19 protein-coding genes and 1 tRNA gene are annotated in these 15,964 nt (G+C 58.5%); 4 read left to right on the plus strand and 16 right to left on the minus strand.

Going from position 1 to position 15,964, the window contains the following annotated elements; all coding sequences use genetic code 11:
- Positions 1-224: 224 nt before the first annotated feature.
- Positions 225-833, plus strand: coding sequence for a hypothetical protein (locus Q1J43_RS07245; protein WP_301101765.1), 609 nt, complete (start codon positions 225-227; stop codon positions 831-833).
- A gap of 130 nt (positions 834-963) precedes the next feature.
- On the opposite strand, the gene Q1J43_RS07250 is transcribed toward Q1J43_RS07245, so the two are convergent.
- Positions 964-1,056 (minus strand) — tRNA-Ser (locus Q1J43_RS07250).
- A 53-nt stretch (positions 1,057-1,109) separates the two neighbouring features.
- Entirely contained in the window at positions 1,110-2,336 is a 1,227-nt protein-coding gene (locus Q1J43_RS07255; protein ID WP_301101767.1) for an aspartate kinase, read from the minus strand.
- Between the two features lie 250 nt (positions 2,337-2,586).
- On the opposite strand from Q1J43_RS07255, the gene Q1J43_RS07260 reads away from it, so the two are divergent.
- Complete coding sequence (locus Q1J43_RS07260; RefSeq protein ID WP_301101769.1) at positions 2,587-2,889, plus strand: helix-turn-helix domain-containing protein; 303 nt, start codon at positions 2,587-2,589, stop codon at positions 2,887-2,889.
- Between the two features lie 12 nt (positions 2,890-2,901).
- Here the strand turns inward: Q1J43_RS07260 and Q1J43_RS07265 are convergent, their stop codons facing one another.
- A complete protein-coding gene (locus Q1J43_RS07265) occupies positions 2,902-3,735 on the minus strand; it encodes a radical SAM protein (protein ID WP_301101771.1) in 834 nt (277 codons plus the stop codon).
- Positions 3,736-3,831: 96 nt separating this feature from the next.
- Between Q1J43_RS07265 and queD the strand changes: the two genes are divergently transcribed.
- Positions 3,832-4,275, plus strand: a complete 444-nt coding sequence (queD, locus tag Q1J43_RS07270) for a 6-carboxytetrahydropterin synthase QueD (RefSeq protein ID WP_301101772.1) — start codon at positions 3,832-3,834, stop codon at positions 4,273-4,275.
- 36 nt (positions 4,276-4,311) lie between these two features.
- On the opposite strand, the gene Q1J43_RS07275 is transcribed toward queD, so the two are convergent.
- From Q1J43_RS07275 to Q1J43_RS07310, 8 genes are all read right to left on the minus strand, one after another.
- Positions 4,312-4,773, minus strand: a complete 462-nt coding sequence (locus tag Q1J43_RS07275) for a hypothetical protein (RefSeq protein WP_301101773.1) — start codon at positions 4,771-4,773, stop codon at positions 4,312-4,314.
- A gap of 27 nt (positions 4,774-4,800) precedes the next feature.
- Positions 4,801-5,400, minus strand: coding sequence for an ABC-type transport auxiliary lipoprotein family protein (locus Q1J43_RS07280; RefSeq protein ID WP_301101774.1), 600 nt, complete (start codon positions 5,398-5,400; stop codon positions 4,801-4,803).
- Entirely contained in the window at positions 5,397-6,278 is an 882-nt protein-coding gene (locus Q1J43_RS07285; RefSeq protein ID WP_301101775.1) for an MlaD family protein, read from the minus strand. Before Q1J43_RS07285 ends, Q1J43_RS07280 begins: the two co-directional genes overlap by 4 nt.
- Before the next feature lie 16 nt (positions 6,279-6,294).
- Positions 6,295-7,095 (minus strand): ABC transporter ATP-binding protein, encoded by an 801-nt coding sequence (locus Q1J43_RS07290; RefSeq protein WP_301101777.1) that lies wholly within the window; start codon positions 7,093-7,095, stop codon positions 6,295-6,297.
- A 161-nt stretch (positions 7,096-7,256) separates the two neighbouring features.
- Entirely contained in the window at positions 7,257-8,057 is an 801-nt protein-coding gene (locus tag Q1J43_RS07295; RefSeq protein ID WP_301101779.1) for an ABC transporter permease, read from the minus strand.
- Positions 8,050-8,379: an STAS domain-containing protein gene (locus Q1J43_RS07300; protein WP_301101780.1), complete on the minus strand. Its 330-nt coding sequence runs from the start codon at positions 8,377-8,379 to the stop codon at positions 8,050-8,052. The genes Q1J43_RS07295 and Q1J43_RS07300 overlap by 8 nt, the downstream gene beginning before the upstream one ends.
- Positions 8,380-8,388: 9 nt before the next feature.
- Complete coding sequence (locus tag Q1J43_RS07305) at positions 8,389-8,799, minus strand: ATP-binding protein (RefSeq protein ID WP_301101781.1); 411 nt, start codon at positions 8,797-8,799, stop codon at positions 8,389-8,391.
- On the minus strand, positions 8,799-10,067 hold the full coding sequence (locus Q1J43_RS07310) for a GAF domain-containing SpoIIE family protein phosphatase (protein WP_301101782.1): 1,269 nt from the start codon (positions 10,065-10,067) through the stop codon (positions 8,799-8,801). The genes Q1J43_RS07305 and Q1J43_RS07310 overlap by 1 nt, the downstream gene beginning before the upstream one ends.
- A gap of 134 nt (positions 10,068-10,201) precedes the next feature.
- Here Q1J43_RS07310 and Q1J43_RS07315 point away from each other — a divergent pair, with 134 nt between their 5' ends.
- Positions 10,202-10,756, plus strand: a complete 555-nt coding sequence (locus tag Q1J43_RS07315; protein ID WP_301101783.1) for a hypothetical protein — start codon at positions 10,202-10,204, stop codon at positions 10,754-10,756.
- Here Q1J43_RS07315 and Q1J43_RS07320 read toward each other — a convergent pair.
- From Q1J43_RS07320 to Q1J43_RS07340, 5 genes are all read right to left on the minus strand, one after another.
- Positions 10,718-11,422 (minus strand): transposase, encoded by a 705-nt coding sequence (locus Q1J43_RS07320; protein WP_301101785.1) that lies wholly within the window; start codon positions 11,420-11,422, stop codon positions 10,718-10,720. The genes Q1J43_RS07315 and Q1J43_RS07320 overlap by 39 nt on opposite strands.
- Before the next feature lie 252 nt (positions 11,423-11,674).
- Positions 11,675-12,844, minus strand: a complete 1,170-nt coding sequence (locus Q1J43_RS07325) for an FAD-dependent monooxygenase (RefSeq protein ID WP_301101786.1) — start codon at positions 12,842-12,844, stop codon at positions 11,675-11,677.
- On the minus strand, positions 12,837-14,135 hold the full coding sequence (locus Q1J43_RS07330) for an aminopeptidase P N-terminal domain-containing protein (RefSeq protein ID WP_301101787.1): 1,299 nt from the start codon (positions 14,133-14,135) through the stop codon (positions 12,837-12,839). The genes Q1J43_RS07325 and Q1J43_RS07330 overlap by 8 nt, the downstream gene beginning before the upstream one ends.
- Positions 14,132-14,824 (minus strand): N-acetylmuramate alpha-1-phosphate uridylyltransferase MurU, encoded by a 693-nt coding sequence (murU, locus tag Q1J43_RS07335; RefSeq protein ID WP_301101788.1) that lies wholly within the window; start codon positions 14,822-14,824, stop codon positions 14,132-14,134. The genes Q1J43_RS07330 and murU overlap by 4 nt, the downstream gene beginning before the upstream one ends.
- Positions 14,824-15,855, minus strand: a complete 1,032-nt coding sequence (locus Q1J43_RS07340; RefSeq protein ID WP_301101790.1) for a phosphotransferase — start codon at positions 15,853-15,855, stop codon at positions 14,824-14,826. The genes murU and Q1J43_RS07340 overlap by 1 nt, the downstream gene beginning before the upstream one ends.
- Positions 15,856-15,964 lie beyond the last annotated feature (109 nt).

Consider the following 15,964-nt stretch of genomic DNA (forward strand, 5'->3'; position numbering starts at 1 on the left):
GTCGGGCAAACGGGTGACGGACCAAGTACGCACGGCAACGCACGTAGGGACATCACCGCTACAGGCTGCCGCTTGTGTGATCTGTCGATGTCGACACGCGTGTGTTGCACGTCATACTCCTGGATGGTTTTCGGGAACTATTGCCCGTGACACATTGGCGCGAATTGTGCCGGAAAGGGTGGCATGCAGCAAGTAACAGGCTGGTAGGCTTCCATATTTCAATCATGAAACCAACTGCCAGCAAGAACAAACGCAAACCGAATGACGGTTACGAACCTCTGACGTTCAGGCAGAACGACGTCAAGAAGATGACGGCCAAGGAGCAAGGCGAGGATCTCTTGCGCATCCTGATCACCGGTCTGCAACGAAAACTCAACCTCCCGCAGACGACAACAAATCCGCAAGCTGCGAGGCCAAGAAAGAAGGTGGCAGATGAATCTGTTCAGTCACCCCTGCCTCCCTTGCCTGATCGCCCGCAGGAGATTTGCAAGTTCCATTCGGTGATGGTGATCATCTCGGAAGAACTACTGGCCGAACGCTGGTTCTGTTCGGTTTCGCGGATTCAGCGCTGGCGCTCACAGAAGATTGGGCCACCCTACATCAAGATGATGGGCCGCATCCTGTGTCGGGTGAGTGACATCGAGGCTTACGAACAGTCCTGCCTAGTTATCCCAGGGGCGGAGAATTATGCCTATTTTTGCAGCTCAGATGCAAGCCGTTACAAGTATTTCCAACAAACCGCGGCCATTTCCAAGCAATGGCCAAAAACCTGCACTAAAGACGGTTTGAAGTACAGAATTTTGGGTGCCAAAAGGCGAAAAAGCCGCTTCTGAACGGTACAGTTCAGGTTCGTCAAAAACTCGGAAGATCATGAGGTTTTGCTCGGAACCCCTTGCTGCAAGGGGCTCCGGCAGTTTGATACGCCAATTTCAGAGAGTTCGCGTTGGCGTATCTCTTGGTATTTGGCGGAGACGGAGGGATTCGAACCCTCGATTCAGGTTTTGCCCGAATGCTCCCTTAGCAGGGGAGTGCCTTCGACCTCTCGGCCACGTCTCCAGAAGGGCGCGATGATAGCTTTTCCAACACGCTCGGTCAAACCATAACCGGAATCAATCCGCTTTTTCGAGACCGAAGGCCTTGTGCAGGATGCGCACGGCCAGTTCAAGGTATTTTTCTTCAATGACAACGGAAATTTTAATTTCGGACGTGGAAATCATCTGGATGTTTATCCCCTCGGCACCCAGCACACTGAACATCTTGCTGGCGACTCCCGGATGGGATCGCATGCCGACACCAACCGCCGACACCTTGCAGGTTTTGTTATCGCCGGTCACACCGCGCGCATTCATCCTGGTGGCGACGTCCTTGAGCAGTTCCAGCGCTTTGGTGTAGTCGGCACGATTGACTGTAAACGAGAAGTCGGTGGTGCCATCGTGACCGACGTTTTGAATGATCATATCAACGTCAATGTTGGCGTCAGCAATCGGGCCGAGAATCTGATAGGCGATACCCGGGCGATCAGGAACGCCGAGTACGGTGAGCTTGGCCTCGTCGCGATTGAAGGCGATTCCGGAGATGATCGGTTGTTCCATTTTCTTGTCTTCCTCAACAGTGATCAATGTGCCTTCGCCTTCGTCCTGAAAACTGGAAAGCACACGCAGTTTGACTTTGTATTTGCCGGCGAACTCGACAGAGCGTATCTGCAGGACCTTTGAGCCCAGGCTGGCCATTTCCAGCATTTCTTCAAAGGTAATGGTGTCGAGCTTGCGGGCCTCTGGGACAACGCGTGGATCCGTGGTATAGACCCCGTCGACGTCGGTATAGATCTGGCATTCGTCAGCCTGCAACGCCGCAGCCAAGGCCACGGCCGAGGTGTCGGAACCGCCGCGACCGAGTGTGGTGATGTTGCCATGCTCATCGGCGCCCTGAAATCCGGCAACGACAACGACATGGCCTTCGGCCAGATCCTTGCGAATTCGCTCGTCGTCGATATGCAGAATGCGCGCCTTGGTAAAGGTGCTGTCGGTCAGCACGCGAACCTGCGGGCCGGTATAGCTTTTCGACTTGAGGCCCTCTTCGTGCATGGCCATGGCCAGCAGGGCGATGGTCACCTGCTCGCCAGTCGAGGCAATGACGTCGAGCTCACGTGGATCGGGCGTGGAAGAAATCGCTTTAGCCAGCCCGATCAGGCGATTGGTCTCGCCAGACATGGCCGAGGGAACAACGACAATGTCATGCCCCTCTGCTTTCCAGCGCGCCACCCGCTTGGCTACATTTTTGATGCGGTCCGTTGTGGCAACCGACGTGCCGCCGAATTTCTGAACTATCAGCCCCATTAACAATCCAATTTTTACTTTTCGAAAGGTCGCGATTTTACCTCAATGCCTGGTTGAAACGTAAAGGGTTTTTCTTTTTCAGGATGCTGGCCCTATTAGTCATATGGTCTTATTAAATGCTGCTTGCAATTTTTATGTATTTGTTCTACGCTGCGTGCGCTATATTGAAGGTTGTAAGTACAGGATCATCGAACGAGGTCGAAAGAGCCTCGACTTCACTACTGCAGGCTAACCGCACGAAAGGAAAAAAATGAACAGCACCAAAACCATGGACAAAACCGATCCGCGCGAGATTCGCCGCAAGCTTGGTCTGAATCAGCAACAATTTTGGTCAAAGATTGGCGTCACGCAAAGCGGCGGTTCCCGCTATGAGAGCGGTCGCAACATGCCGCGCCCGGTACGTGAGTTGCTTCGCCTGGTGCACGTCGAACAGATCGACATCCAGCGCATCAAGCGCGAAGATGTAGATGTCATCGAGTACCTGAAGAGCGAAGAGTCCGAGTTGTTCAAGACCCTGAAAAAGTCCGCCAAGAGCAAGAAAAAAGCGGCCTGATCTAACTAGGCATCAGGGGTTGGCAACAACTTCGGTGCCCTGGGAGGAGACACGTTTGGCAAAGCGTTGAAAATTTTCCTGACTCAGATTCGACAACCTTGATGCATCAGGCTGCAACGAAGGGCGTGCCAGACCGTAAAGGTGCACGCCCTTTATCTTTTCCTTGACTGATTCGATGAGCTCAAGATAGGCCGACTGCTCCGTTTCACTGGCTACTTCGCCATCAATGGCGAAGTAGCAGGTTTGCACCCAGGTTGGCGCCAATTCCGCACACAGCAAAAGCGATTCCCTGATTTTCTCCGGCGTCAGGCGGACACCATTGACGCACTCGATGCCGTCCGCTGTGGCGCGATCAATTTTGAACCAGACCTCCCCGCCCAGCGCACCGATGCGGGCAATCCCCTGCCGCACCAAAGGACGGTGCATGAGGCTGCCGTTGGTAATCAAACGTATTTTGACGCTCTCCAGCAGACCAAATTCCAGCAGCACACCCCCGACACGCTCCACAGCTTCGGCAAACTCCGGCGCGCTGGTTGGCTCGCCATTTCCGGAAAAAGCCACATCGACCAGTCGCCGCGCTTTCGGCGGGGCGTTTCTGAGCAAGAAATCGCCGTCGGTGGCGTCGTGCAGAAAGCGCCTTAGCTCAATTTCAAGCAACTCCAGATTAATCGGTGGCGGCCCGCCACGCGTCAGGTTGGGAACCTGGCAATACACGCAGGCCCAGTTGCAGGCGTTGTTGACGTTCAGGTTGATGCCCACCGAGACACCGCCGGCGCGGCGTGATACGACGGGGTATACATAGGTCATTCCTGCACTTTCGCGGCTGTGATCGTTAATAGTCAACATGCTTGGCAAACTCCTCGGCGCGCCAGACAAGGCGCGACGGGGCGCCCAATCGGGCAATGATATAATCCGCGCTGCTCTTTGCTCCGAGTTTTTTCAATGCTCGTCACCCGCCGCCTTGAATTCGATGCCGGTCATCGCATACCTGACCACAAAAGCCAGTGTCGCCATCTGCATGGTCATCGCTATGCGCTGGAGGTCACGCTGGCGGGTAACATCATCGAGCAGGCAGGCGATCCGGCCAATGGTATGGTGATGGATTTTGGCGAAATCAAATCGTTGGCGCAACAACACCTGGTTGACCACTGGGATCACTCCTTTCTGGTCTATGCCGGCGATACGCCGGTTGTCGAGTTTCTGCGAACCCTGCCGGACCACAAGACCGTGGTGCTCGATTGCATCCCGACGGCCGAGAATCTCGCCGGGCAGGCTTTCGCCCTGCTCAATGCCGTTTATCGCGACACCTACGGCAATCATCTTCGCTTGGAGCGTGTACGCCTCTACGAAACACCCAACTGCTGGGCAGATGCGGTTCGCCAGTAGGAATTCAGGCGTGAGACTGAACGGCTTTGGACAGTCTCATTTCACGTCGAACTCAAAACTTGCCGCCACCTGGCCTTCAATGATCACCTGAAGATGCCGATGGCCGGCGGGTTCGCTTGGCCCCACAGCCCATTCGCCGTAAATCTTGCCGTCTACGGGAACCAGTTGTCTTTGGCTGACCTGGTTGCGCCGCTGTGGTCGAATGCTCAAGCTTTCGCTTACGGGGTCGGTGTCGTTCGGAATCTCGACTTCGGTGGGCAGCAGGTATTCTTCGCGTACACTCAAGGTACGCCTGGCGGTGCCGACTTCGATGATCCAGCCGTAACGCTGACCCACCTTGTGGGGAACAACATTGGCCGGCTCGAAGCGGAGTTCACGCGGATTACTGGCGTCGAAGAGGCCAAACTCGGCCTGAAGGACAGCAACGGGTGTTTGTGCCGACAGCGGTGTTGCGGCAACAGCCATGAAGACGACAATCAGGATCAAAATTTTTCGCATCAGACACCCTTCCATGATCGGTATGACCTACAGTTCCCGACTTGATCCGCTGCGCGCCAGGTCGGCCAGAAACTCCGCATAGATCCTGCTCAGCGCCTGCTCCATGGCCACGACAAAAGCGTCTAGCGAGTCGTCGGCGGCGGCCTGTTCCGCCTGATAAGTCTTGTTCAGCAGTGGTTTGCCGGCGGCATATAGAGACAGTTCAAGTGCGACTACGGCTACGGCTACGGCCTTGCTATTCTTGCCCGACAGCACGCGTTCGAAGTTGAGAATGCGCCCATCCAAAACATTCGCTGCCGTGTTGCCGCCGGAAAGGTCCACCGCGTTGCCAAGGCTGGCCAGCAGATGCTCACGCACCATCTGTGCCGGCGGATAGAGCCACAGGTGATAGTAGTACTGGCGTAACTGGCGCAGGCTGGTCGCTTCGCTATAGACGATGGGGCGTTCCGCGTACAGGCTGTCGGCGCGGAACGGCTGAACGGCCACCGCACCAGGTAACGCTTTGGCGGAGGATGAAAGACTCACCGGCTGCAAGCGGTAGAAGCGATCGATCGGCGCCGGCGGCACGTTGCCACAGGCGGAAAGTAGCAGGGAAAGCGACAGAAGGATGGCGTGCAGTCGGTTCATTGCGTTGCTCCTGCGGCATCGGTTGGCGGTCGGCTTTGCAGCAGCGCGGCCGGATTTTCGCGGATGGTGCGGGAAAACTCGTTGAGGTTGCGTCCAGCCGCCTCAAGCTGGTAGAGCGTCGCATCGACGCGGCGCAATGCATCTTTCAAATCCTTGCCACTGCTCGAGACGATGCCGCGGGAGTCCTTGATCAGCGCTTCCACCTCGTAGCGTACCCCCGACAGATCGGTCGACAGTTTCAGGGCATTGGCCGACGCCCCATCGGCATTTTGCAACAGCCGGCCCCAGTGCTTCACGTTCTCGTCGTTGAACAGGGCGTCAATGCGCCCTGCCGTGCGGTTGATGCGTTCCATCATCGAGCGCATATCGGCCAACGCTGGCGACACGTTCTGGTTGATTTGCGCGAGCATTGGCTTGATGCTGGTTTCGGTGATCTTTCCAAGATCGGCGGCCAACGCAGCGACCGTCTCCATCAGATCAACGCGGAGGCTGCCGGGAATATCCTCACCGATGGCCACGATGTCGCGGCTATGGCCTTCCTTGATCTCAACTACTGGCGCACTGAGCAGCCCCGGCGTGGCAATCACGGCGCGACTGTCAACCGGAATCCTGACTGGCGCGCGCAGGTTGAGGGTGATGCGGTACGTGGTGTGGTTGTCACGTGTCAGCGGGCTGATCTGTGCCACGTTCCCCACTTCAAAACCCTCGTAGGTCACTACCGTCCCCTCCTTGATGCCGGCCACGTTTGGGAAATGGGTGAAGTAGATATCGCCCTCTTTACTGTGACCGGTGATCCGGTACAGCGCGTAGAACAGCATGGCGGCCATCAGCAGCACAAAGCTGCCGACCAGCAGGTAATTGACGTTGTCGCGCTTCATTCGATAAGCCTCATGGTCAGAAAATCTCTCGGGTCAGTCGCTCCATATACTCATCCGGGTTGATGGCTTCGTTTCTTGGCGTGCGGTTGAGGAGCGACTGGATGCGTTCATTGTCGCTGGCGCGCACGGCGGCAACGGTATCCGACATCAGGATGCGCCCCTGATCAAGGACGGTAATGCGGTCGGCGATCTTGAAGGCGCTCTCCAGTTCGTGCGTGACCACGACAATCGTCATATTCATCGCATCGCGCAGAATCAGGATCAGCTCATCGAGTTCGGCCGAAACCACCGGGTCTAGTCCCGCCGAAGGCTCGTCAAAAAACAGCAGGCGCGGGTCCATGACAATGGCTCGGGCCAGCGCCGCGCGCTTGATCATGCCGCCTGACAACTCCGACGGCATCAGGTTTTCAAAGCCGGCCAGATGCACCACCTCGAGCTTCATGCGGCTCATGATGCGCATGGTATTTTCGTCGAGCCGGGTATGTTCGCGCAGCGGCAGTTCGACGTTCTCGCCGACCGTCATCGAGTTAAACAGCGCGCCGCCTTGAAACGCCACACCCATGTTCTTGCGCAGGTCGTACATCGCGTCGGCACTGAGCTGGGTAATGTCCTTGCCAAGCAGACTGATGCTTCCCGAGGTCGGCTGATGCAGGCCGAGCAGATGGCGCAGCAGGGTGCTCTTGCCCGAACCGCTGCCGCCCATGATGACCATGATCTCGCCCTGCCGTGCCTGGAAGCTGATACCGTCGAGAATCTTCCGAGTCCCGTAATGGGTGACCAGATTTTTGACGTCGATGGCGAGGTCGGAGGCGTTCATTAAATGCCCAAACTCTTCAAACGCAGAGGGCGCAAAGAGCGCAGAGGAAGAGTCTTGAAGTCTTGATACCCCTTCAAGAAAACTCGCCTATTCATTCTGTTTCATCTTTCAAGTATTTCTCCGCGCACTCTGCGCCTCTGCGTTCTCTGCGTTGAAAGAGCTTACCTGCTCATCAGGAAGGTAAAAACCATGTCGGCGAGAATGATGCCGATACAGCCGAGCACGACCGAGCGCGTTGTTGCCTGCCCCACGCCTTCGGCGCCGGCGCTCACATTGAAACCGTTGGCAGTGCCGATCAGGGTGATGATCACGGCGAAGATGAAGCTCTTGAGCACTCCGTGAATGACATCGTCGGCGACCAGCACTTCGAAGCTGCGGTCGAAGAAAATTCCCATTGGCAGACTCAGTTCGCCAGCGCAATACAGCGCTCCGCCGAACAGCGCAATCAGGTCGGAGAGGATAGTCAGTGCCGGCAGGGTAAGCAGCATGGCGGCGAGCAGCGGCGCCACCAGATAACGCACCGGGTTGATGCCGATCACACGCAAGGCGTCGATCTCCTGCGAAATCTGCATGGTGCCGATACGTGCGGCAATCGCCGAACCGGAACGTCCGGCGACGAAGATGCCGGTGATCAGCGGCGCGAATTCGCGCGTTACCGACAGCGAAATGCCGAGCACCACCTGCCCCTCGGCGCCAAAGGTACGCAGCGTATAAATGCCCTGGATGGCCAGCATCATGCCGACGGCAAATGAGGCCAGCGCGACAATCGGAATGGCGTTCACACCGACGCCAACTGCCTCCTTGAACACCGCAGAGAGGCGCACCGGCTGCCGGCGCCAGCGCCCGAACAATAGCCAATAGAAGGCCTCGACCAGCAACGCGGCATGATAGCCGACCTCCCTGACCGCTTGCAGGCTGCGCTGACCGACTAGAGCGACAAAGGACGTGAGAGGATCAGGCACTTTCCAGGCGCTCCTCGATTGACGCGTGGATCGGGAACACCTTGTCGAGCCGCGCCAGCTTGAGCACGTTCATCGCCGACTGCGCCACCGCGACCAGACCGAATTCCAGCCCCTGCTTCTTGGCAGTTTGATAGCCCTCGACCAGGCTCGCCACACCGGAGCTGTCCATGTAGCTTACCGCCGAGAGCTCGACGAGCAGTGGCGCCTTCAGCTTGAGGCAATCCAGGATGGCCTCGCGCGCCCGGGGCGAGGAATGCAGGTCAACGTCGCCGCAGAGTCGGACAATCTTGAATGGCGGCCAGTCTTCGATCTTAATATCCACTGCGATTCCTCAATAAATTCGTTTGGTGAGTTGCAAGCAGTTGGTAAAGCCTTGCGGCGCTTCAATGTAAGCCACGCTGTCCATCAACTCGCGCATGAAGCGCACACCGAGCCCGCCAGGTCGTAATTCATCGAGTTCCCTGGGGCGCAAATCCACGTCGCTTACCGGCAGGCCATTATCCAGTAAATGCGCCACCAACACAGCGTCATCAACAGCAAGACGCAGCGTGAAATGCTGCCCATCGGCAAACCGATAAGCATGCTGGATAACATTCATGCACGCCTCGTTGATTGCCAGCACGACCTGCTCGCCGCATTGTTCACTATTGCCCGCGTGCTGGCAGGCAGCGCGCACCGCCGCGCGAACTGCGGCAAGTACCCCGGTGCTTGCCGCAAAGTTTTGATCGAGCAGGGTCTCCATCAGCCGATCACCAGCAGGGTCAGGTCGTCATGCAGACGCACGCCGGGGCGAACCAGCGCCTCGGCGACGCGCGCCAACTGATCGGCCGCTGGCAACGCGGCATGCCGATCGAGCAGCGCTTGCAGGCCGGCAAGCGCCAGCATTCTGCCATCATCGGCCCGGCCTTCCGTCACCCCGTCGGTAAACAGATAAAGGCGTCCGCCATCAAGTTTCAGGCGCTGTTCGGCGTAGCTCATGCCCGGCACGATGCCAAGCGGCGGCGAGGATTCCTCAAGCTCGTGGTAGGCGCCCATCCGGTCCCGATAGAGTGGCGGCTGGTGCCCCGCGTTGGCAAACAAGATCTCTCCGCTCGCCGGATCGAAGACCCCCAGCGCCATAGTGACGAACATGCCGCGACTGGCTGTCTCGGAAATTTCGTCGTTGAGGATGGACAGCAATTGTGCGCAGTCATGCACTGTCTTGCCGAGGCAACGGAACAGACTGATTGTCTTGGCCATGAGCATGGCCGCATTCATTCCCTTGCCCGACACATCACCCAGCCCCCAGGCGATACGCCCATCAGCGAGAGTGAAGAAATCATAAAAATCGCCGGAAACCTCCAGCGCAGACAGGTTAAGCCCCTGCAAGGGAAAGTCGACCTTCGGCGGGGCCGGCAGCAGATCGCGCTGAATCTCGCGCGCTAGATCGAGTTCGCGCCGCATGCGTTCCTGCTCAACCAGCGCTTCGGTCATCTGAGCGTTGTGCACGGCCAACGAAACCATTCCGGCCAGCACCTGCAGAAACCGCTTGTCAGCCAAATCAAAAAGCCCGTCGCCCTTGCGCTTGTTGATAACTTCCAGGGCGCCCAGCATGCGCCCCTTGACCATCAGGGGAGCACACAGGATAGAGCGGGTGGTAAAGCCGGTATGGTCATCGACAGCGGTGCAAAAATCGCCATCAACCGACACGTCGCGCACCATCTGGACTGAATTGCTGGCCAGCGCGCGGCCGATAATCCCCTGATTTCTGGCGATGGTCAGCCCTTCGATGGAGACCGGTCCGGCGCAGGCCAGGCAGGTCAGCTTCTCGTTCGGCGCATCGAGCAGGAAGATCGAAGCCGCTTCGGTATTCATGTAGGCCATGATCTGGTGAATCGCGTTGGCCAGCGTTTCACTCATCGCGGGAGATCCCACGAAGTCCTGGCTGATCGCCAGAAGCAGTTCCATATCGCCCGTCAACGGTGGATTGGCGCTGTTTTCGACCCGTTGTTTAGCGTGTTCGATCGTCACTGAACGAAGCTCCGATTCGGCATGCGGTGATTATCGCATTACGTAACCGCTGCGTACGTTTTCCAGAATTTGCCATGCAGTTAAGTACAAAGGCATAATGCGAAGGCAGCACTTTACCAACAAGGACAAAACCAATGAACAAGACTTCATCACTGCCATGGCACAATTTTCTAGTGCTTGCCTTGGCCCTGGCCTCCGCCACAACGTACGCTCGCAATACAAGATTGCTGTTTCCGATCACTGAAGTGACAAAATCGTCGCGCGCTCAACAGATCATTGGGCAGGACATGCGGCTCTATTTTGGGGAGTCTCTACCAAAAGAGATTGGCACGCCCGACATAATCGAAGAGGTTTCGGTAAAGGCTGTGGCAAACCCGGTGCGATCCCCAGGAGCAAAATATAACGAAGAAGAATCCGATCAACGAACGTGTCGTGAAGCATTCCGTATGGCCCTGTCGGACCTTAGCCAGAAAAGTCGGAACAAAGGCGGGGATGCGGTTATAAACATTGTCAGTTTTTATAACAGTGTCGAAATGAGCAGTCCTACAGAATACGAATGTCATTCCGGAATGACACGTTCAGTGGTTGAATTGAAAGGGCGTATCGTAAAGCTCAATCCGTCCGCTGCCCTCCATAGCGGATCACAGAGGCTACAGAGCAACGCTGGTGAAATTATGCCTCGTCAGTAGAATCTGTGGATAAGTTCGGACCGTCGTGAGGTTGTAGCGAAGCAGATCACGCAGGCGAACGCGCTGGTTGCCGGTAAGCTTTGTCTTGCGCTTGAGCAGGCACCATCGCGACTTATGGAAGACCGGTTCAAAGCCATCCTGGACGAGTCGGCGCGCCTCGGCGGCGCGAACCTCATCGAGCGCGTCATTCATCTTGGCGACGATATGAAAGCGGCCGAGGATATTGAGGGCGTTAGTACAGCGCTCGCGGATGACGCGCAGGTACGGCTTCCACATGTCGGAGCAGACGAACTCGATCTTCGCGGAAAGCGCCTTGCCGATCCACAGTAGCCGAGTGCAGTGCCCGTCGATCTGGTAGACCAGGGTCAGGTACTTGTGGCCCTTGGCATACGTCACTTCGTCGACGCCGATCGCCTGGATCGGTCCCAGGGTTCGCTGTTCGAGGCCCCAGGCAACGCCGTATTCGACGGCCTGGCAGACCTTCTCCCATGACGTATGGAATGACCGTGCGGTCTCCGTCCACGACAGCTTTCTCGCCCAATGGGCAAGAAACAGCATATAGGCCGTCGTCAGTTGATGCTTGCCGCAACCCCACGGCACCTGCTCGACCTTGACGCCGCAGGTCCGACAATCGATCCGGCGCATGCGGTAAAGTAGCAGGACCATGAAACCCCAGAAGGGGACGAATTCGAAACGACGTTGCGCCAGATGATCGTAGGTGGGGCCGGGTACCGCGTTTATTACGCGCAGGTTGGCAATCAGGTGATATTGCTCACCAGTGGTGGTGACAAGAAGTCGCAGAACAGGGAAATCCTGAATTGAAAACGCTTTCTGCGATTCTCAAGGCCATGGGGATGCGGCTGGCCGTACAGCCGATTTATCAGTTGCATGCCTGACCACATTTACGCATCGCCAGCTTCAAGGCCAGGCGCGTGCGCCCCAGATCATCCGTTTGGCGACGAAATGACGCAGTGGCGGGTAGAGGTCAAGGGCCAGCAGGCCGAGACCGCGCGCGCAACGTAGCGGCGCCAGGTCATTGGAAAAGAGGCGCACGATGCTATCCGTGAACGCCATGCTGTAGCGTCGGTCGATCCGGCGACCGCGCGCGTAGGCGGCTAGCGCTGTCGTGTTGCCGGCATCGTCAGGGCCATGATCGAGCAGCGCTGTGGCAAGTTCGATGGCATCGCGCAGGCCGAGGTTGAAACCCTGGCCGGAAACCGGGTGCAGGGTTTGTGCGCAGTTGCCGATCCATACCTGACGCGGCCGGGTGATCTGCGACCGGACGCGCAGCGCCAGCGGGAAGCCGGAACGCGGGCCGCAACTGACGAAATCGAGGCGCTTGCCAAACTGCTCGCGCAGCGCGGCGAGGAAGGCTTCGTCGCTGTACGCGAGCAGCCGTGCCGCCTTATCCGCAGGTGCGGTGAACACCACCGAGTAGTCCTGCCCAAGCGGCAACAGCGCCAGTGGACCATCCGGCGTAAAACGCTCCCAGGCGCGGTTGTGGTGCGGCGATGCCGGGCGGGCTTGCGCGACGATGGCGTGCTGGTGGTAGTCACGTACCCTGATGTCGGGGTTGCCCTCCGGCGTGCCCTCGGCATGGACGATAAGTTTGGCCGTGATGCGCATCGCTGCGCCTTGGTGCGCAAGCGTTGCGGTGATCTGATCTTTACTCATTTTGCTGCCGGTTTCGATAGAATCGACGACGCACTCGGAGATCAACTGCCCGGGCGCGATGCGTGCGGCGAGAGCGGCGGCGAGGTCGCGGTAGGGCATGACATAACCGAGCGCCGGGGCGCCGTAATCCTTGGCGGTCAGCAGCGTTCGCCCGAAGCCGCCGCGCTGCGACACATGGATTTCGCTGATCGCTGTGCCGGCACGGGCATTCCAGGCGTGCAGTCCTTCGAGCAGTTGCTGGCTGCCGTGCGCCAGCGCCAGGGCGCGCGGGTCGTCGGCCCAGGCGTCGCGCCGACGTGCGTCAATCAGCAATACGCGCAGCGTGCTGTCGGCCAATGACAGCGCCAGCGCCATGCCGACCGGGCCGGCGCCGATGATCAGGACGTCGGTATCGAGTGCGGTGGGGTCAGTCACGACGCATCACTTCTTCAATCTCGGCAATGGTTTTCGGCGCACTGGTGTAAACATCGCAGCCATCGGTCGTAACAAACAGGTCATCCTCGATGCGGATGCCGACGCCGTGCAGCTGCTCCGGAACGCCGGCGGCGGGGCGGATGTAAAGGCCAGGCTCAACGGTCAGCGCCATTCCCGGCTCAAGTCGAACCCAGTCGTCGCCGGCCTTGTAGTCGCCGGCATCGTGCACGTCAAGGCCAAGCCAGTGCCCGGTACGGTGCATGTAATAGGGCTTGTAGGCTTCACTTTCGATAGCGCCATCAACGCTGCCGGTCAGTAGCCCGAGGTCAATCATTCCCTGCACCAGAACGTGCAGCGCGGCTTCGTGGTAGGCAATGAAGGGCGCGCCGGGTTTGACTTCGCTGACTGCCGCGTTCTGTGCGGCGAGAACGATTTCATAGGCGTCGCGCTGGACGCCGCTGAAGCGGCCGTTGACCGGGAATGTTCGCGTAATGTCAGAGGCATATCCCTGTACTTCGCAGCCAGCGTCGATGAGTACCAGCGCGTGCTCGGCCAGCAGCTTGTTGTTTTCGATGTAGTGCAGGACGCAGGCATTGTGACCGGCGGCGACGATCGGTGAATAAGCATGGCCGTCGGCGCCACGTTTGCGAAATTCGTAGCCAAGCTCGGCTTCGAGTTCGTATTCGACCATGCCTGGACGGCATGCGCGCATGGCGCACGCATGCCCGGCCGAGGCGATGGCGGCGGCGTGGCGCATGATTTTTGTTTCGTAACTGTCCTTGAGCAGGCGCATGTGGTCGAGCGTTCCTCGCAGGTCGTAAAGTTCGCCGGGCGCGCGCTTGCCGGCACGGCTTTGCGCGCGCACTGCGTTGAGCGCGCTGACAATTTTTGTGTCCCAGGCGGGGTCGTGGCCAAGGGCGTGCCATAGTGCGCTGCGATTGGCAATCAGCTCGGGAAGCTTTTGCTCGAAGCTGGTGAAGTCATAGGCTTCGTCAAAACCGAAGGCATCGCGCGCCGCTTCCGGGCCGTAGCGAAAGCCATCCCAGACTTCGCGTTCTTCATTCTTTTCGCGGCAGAAGAGGATGGCTCTGGGTTCCTTGCCGCCGACCAGAATGATAACTGCCTCGGGTTCGGGAAAGCCGGAGAGGTACCAGAAATAGCTGTCAAAACGGTAGGGGTGGTGCGAGTCGCGATTGCGTACGCGTTCTGGCGCGGTCGGAATGACGGCGACGCCATCGCCAATCCGTTTGAGCAAGGCATTGCGGCGTGTCGAGTAGGGTTCATGCTTCATGATGTTGTCCTCAATTGTGCGCGCACTTCCTGGTCGAGTTCGGCAAGGCGTTGGGGTGTTCCTACGTCGACCCAGCGGCCGGTGTGGCGTTCCCCGCTGACGGTGCTCCGGGCGATTCCGGCGTCGAGCAGGGGGCGCATTTTCATGATTGCACCAGGGGGCACACCGGCGAAAAACGCCGGCGAGAAAACGCCGGTGCCGGCGTAGGTCAGCGTCGGGCCGATACCGCTACTCGCGTATCTGACGGTCTCGCCGTCGAGGCAGAAATCACCGCCGGCATGTTGTGGTGGGTTGTCGACAAAAACCAGATGTGCGGTACGTCCGGCCAGCGCGTGGGCGCGTTTGAAATCCCAGTCGCACCAGACATCGCCATTGACTACCAGAAACGTGTCGTTGCCAAGCAGGCCCAGGGCCTGGGCAATGCCGCCTGCGGTTTCCAGGGCGCCTGGCGGTTCCGGCGAGTAGCGGATGTGCAGGCCGAATTGGCTGCCGTCGCGCAATAAGGCTTCGATCTGCTCGCCAAGATGGGCGTGGTTGATGACGACGTCGTGGAAGCCGCTGGCGGCAAGCCGCTCAAGATGCCAGACGATGAGCGGCTTGCCGCCAGCGCACAGTAGTGGCTTGGGCGTGCTGTCGGTGAGTGGTCGCATGCGTTCACCGCGGCCTGCGGCGAGAATGAAGGCTTTCATTAGAAGGTATAAGCGGCATCGACCGGCCGCTGTTTGAGCTGGTCGAGCAGGCGCGCCAGGGGCCGCAGTTCGAGGTAGCGTTCGCAGGTCTGGCGCAGATAGGCCATGACCGTCGGCATGTCTTTGAGATAGCCATCCTTACCGTCACGCTGGCTAAGACGGGCAAAAATGCCGAGAACCTTGATCTGGCGTTGCGCACCCATCCATTCGTAATCACGGTAAAAATCGTGAAAGTCGGCATGCACCGGCAGCCCGGCCTGGCGCGCCATTTCCCAGTAGCGGATGACGAAGTCGAGTTCTTGTGCCTCTTCCCAGTGGATGTAGGCGTCACGGTAGAGCGAGGCGAGGTCGTAGGTGATCGGGCCGTAAACCGCATCCTGAAAATCGATGATTCCGGGATTGGTGGGAAATGAGGAAACACCACCTTCAGCACAAACCATCAGGTTGCGCGAGTGGTAGTCGCGATGGACGAAAACCTGCGGCTGCGCCAGGTTGTTGGCGAGGATCTTTGCGAATACCGAGCGCAGCGTGGCCTGCTGGCCGCTGTCAAGCGTGATGCCAAGGTGGCGGGCGACATACCAATCGGGGAACAGATCGAGTTCACGGGAAAGCAGTGCGTGGTCGTAGGCGGGGAGGACGCCAGGCCGGCTGGCGAGCTGGATGCCGACCAGCGCGGCGTTGGCGTCACGATAGAGCGCGGGCGCGGTGCTGGCGTTGAGGACGTCGAGGTAGGTGGTGTGGCCGAGGTCGGAGAGGAGCAGAAAGCCCTGCGCCAGGTCTTGGGCATAAACGTCAGGGACGTGCACGCCGGCATCGCGCAAGAGCATTGCAACCTTGAGAAAAGGGCGGCAATCTTCGTGCTCGGGAGGCGCATCCATGACAATACGGGTGCTGTTATCCGGCAAGGTGAGACGGAAATAACGACGGAAACTGGCGTCGGTCGATGCCGGCGCCAGGGACAATTCCTGATCTGGGTACTGGGGCAAGAAGTGGCGATCAAGCCAGTCGCGCAGCAGGACAGTACGCGGCATGCCGCTTCTCCTTGAGCTATGGTGCTAAAATGCGACGATTTTACCACTCGTACCACTTGCCCCGCTGGTCGCTGCGCTGTCGGGAAACAACCCGAGTTCGCTGCATTTT

This window comes from Propionivibrio sp., from assembly GCF_029255185.1.
Taxonomy (GTDB): Bacteria; Pseudomonadota; Gammaproteobacteria; order Burkholderiales; family Rhodocyclaceae; genus Propionivibrio.

Bases quoted from the DNA above. Each gene is read 5' to 3' on its own strand.
- Q1J43_RS07245 (WP_301101765.1), top strand. From the start codon at position 225: ATGAAACCAACTGCCAGCAAGAACAAACGCAAACCGAATGACGGTTAC.
- Q1J43_RS07255 (WP_301101767.1), bottom strand. From the start codon at position 2,336: ATGGGGCTGATAGTTCAGAAATTCGGCGGCACGTCGGTTGCCACAACG.
- Q1J43_RS07260 (WP_301101769.1), top strand. From the start codon at position 2,587: ATGAACAGCACCAAAACCATGGACAAAACCGATCCGCGCGAGATTCGC.
- Q1J43_RS07265 (WP_301101771.1), bottom strand. From the start codon at position 3,735: ATGTTGACTATTAACGATCACAGCCGCGAAAGTGCAGGAATGACCTAT.
- queD (WP_301101772.1), top strand. From the start codon at position 3,832: ATGCTCGTCACCCGCCGCCTTGAATTCGATGCCGGTCATCGCATACCT.
- Q1J43_RS07275 (WP_301101773.1), bottom strand. From the start codon at position 4,773: ATGCGAAAAATTTTGATCCTGATTGTCGTCTTCATGGCTGTTGCCGCA.
- Q1J43_RS07280 (WP_301101774.1), bottom strand. From the start codon at position 5,400: ATGAACCGACTGCACGCCATCCTTCTGTCGCTTTCCCTGCTACTTTCC.
- Q1J43_RS07285 (WP_301101775.1), bottom strand. From the start codon at position 6,278: ATGAAGCGCGACAACGTCAATTACCTGCTGGTCGGCAGCTTTGTGCTG.
- Q1J43_RS07290 (WP_301101777.1), bottom strand. From the start codon at position 7,095: ATGAACGCCTCCGACCTCGCCATCGACGTCAAAAATCTGGTCACCCAT.
- Q1J43_RS07305 (WP_301101781.1), bottom strand. From the start codon at position 8,799: ATGGAGACCCTGCTCGATCAAAACTTTGCGGCAAGCACCGGGGTACTT.
- Q1J43_RS07315 (WP_301101783.1), top strand. From the start codon at position 10,202: ATGAACAAGACTTCATCACTGCCATGGCACAATTTTCTAGTGCTTGCC.
- Q1J43_RS07320 (WP_301101785.1), bottom strand. From the start codon at position 11,422: ATGGTCCTGCTACTTTACCGCATGCGCCGGATCGATTGTCGGACCTGC.
- Q1J43_RS07330 (WP_301101787.1), bottom strand. From the start codon at position 14,135: ATGAAGCATGAACCCTACTCGACACGCCGCAATGCCTTGCTCAAACGG.
- murU (WP_301101788.1), bottom strand. From the start codon at position 14,824: ATGAAAGCCTTCATTCTCGCCGCAGGCCGCGGTGAACGCATGCGACCA.
- Q1J43_RS07340 (WP_301101790.1), bottom strand. From the start codon at position 15,855: ATGCCGCGTACTGTCCTGCTGCGCGACTGGCTTGATCGCCACTTCTTG.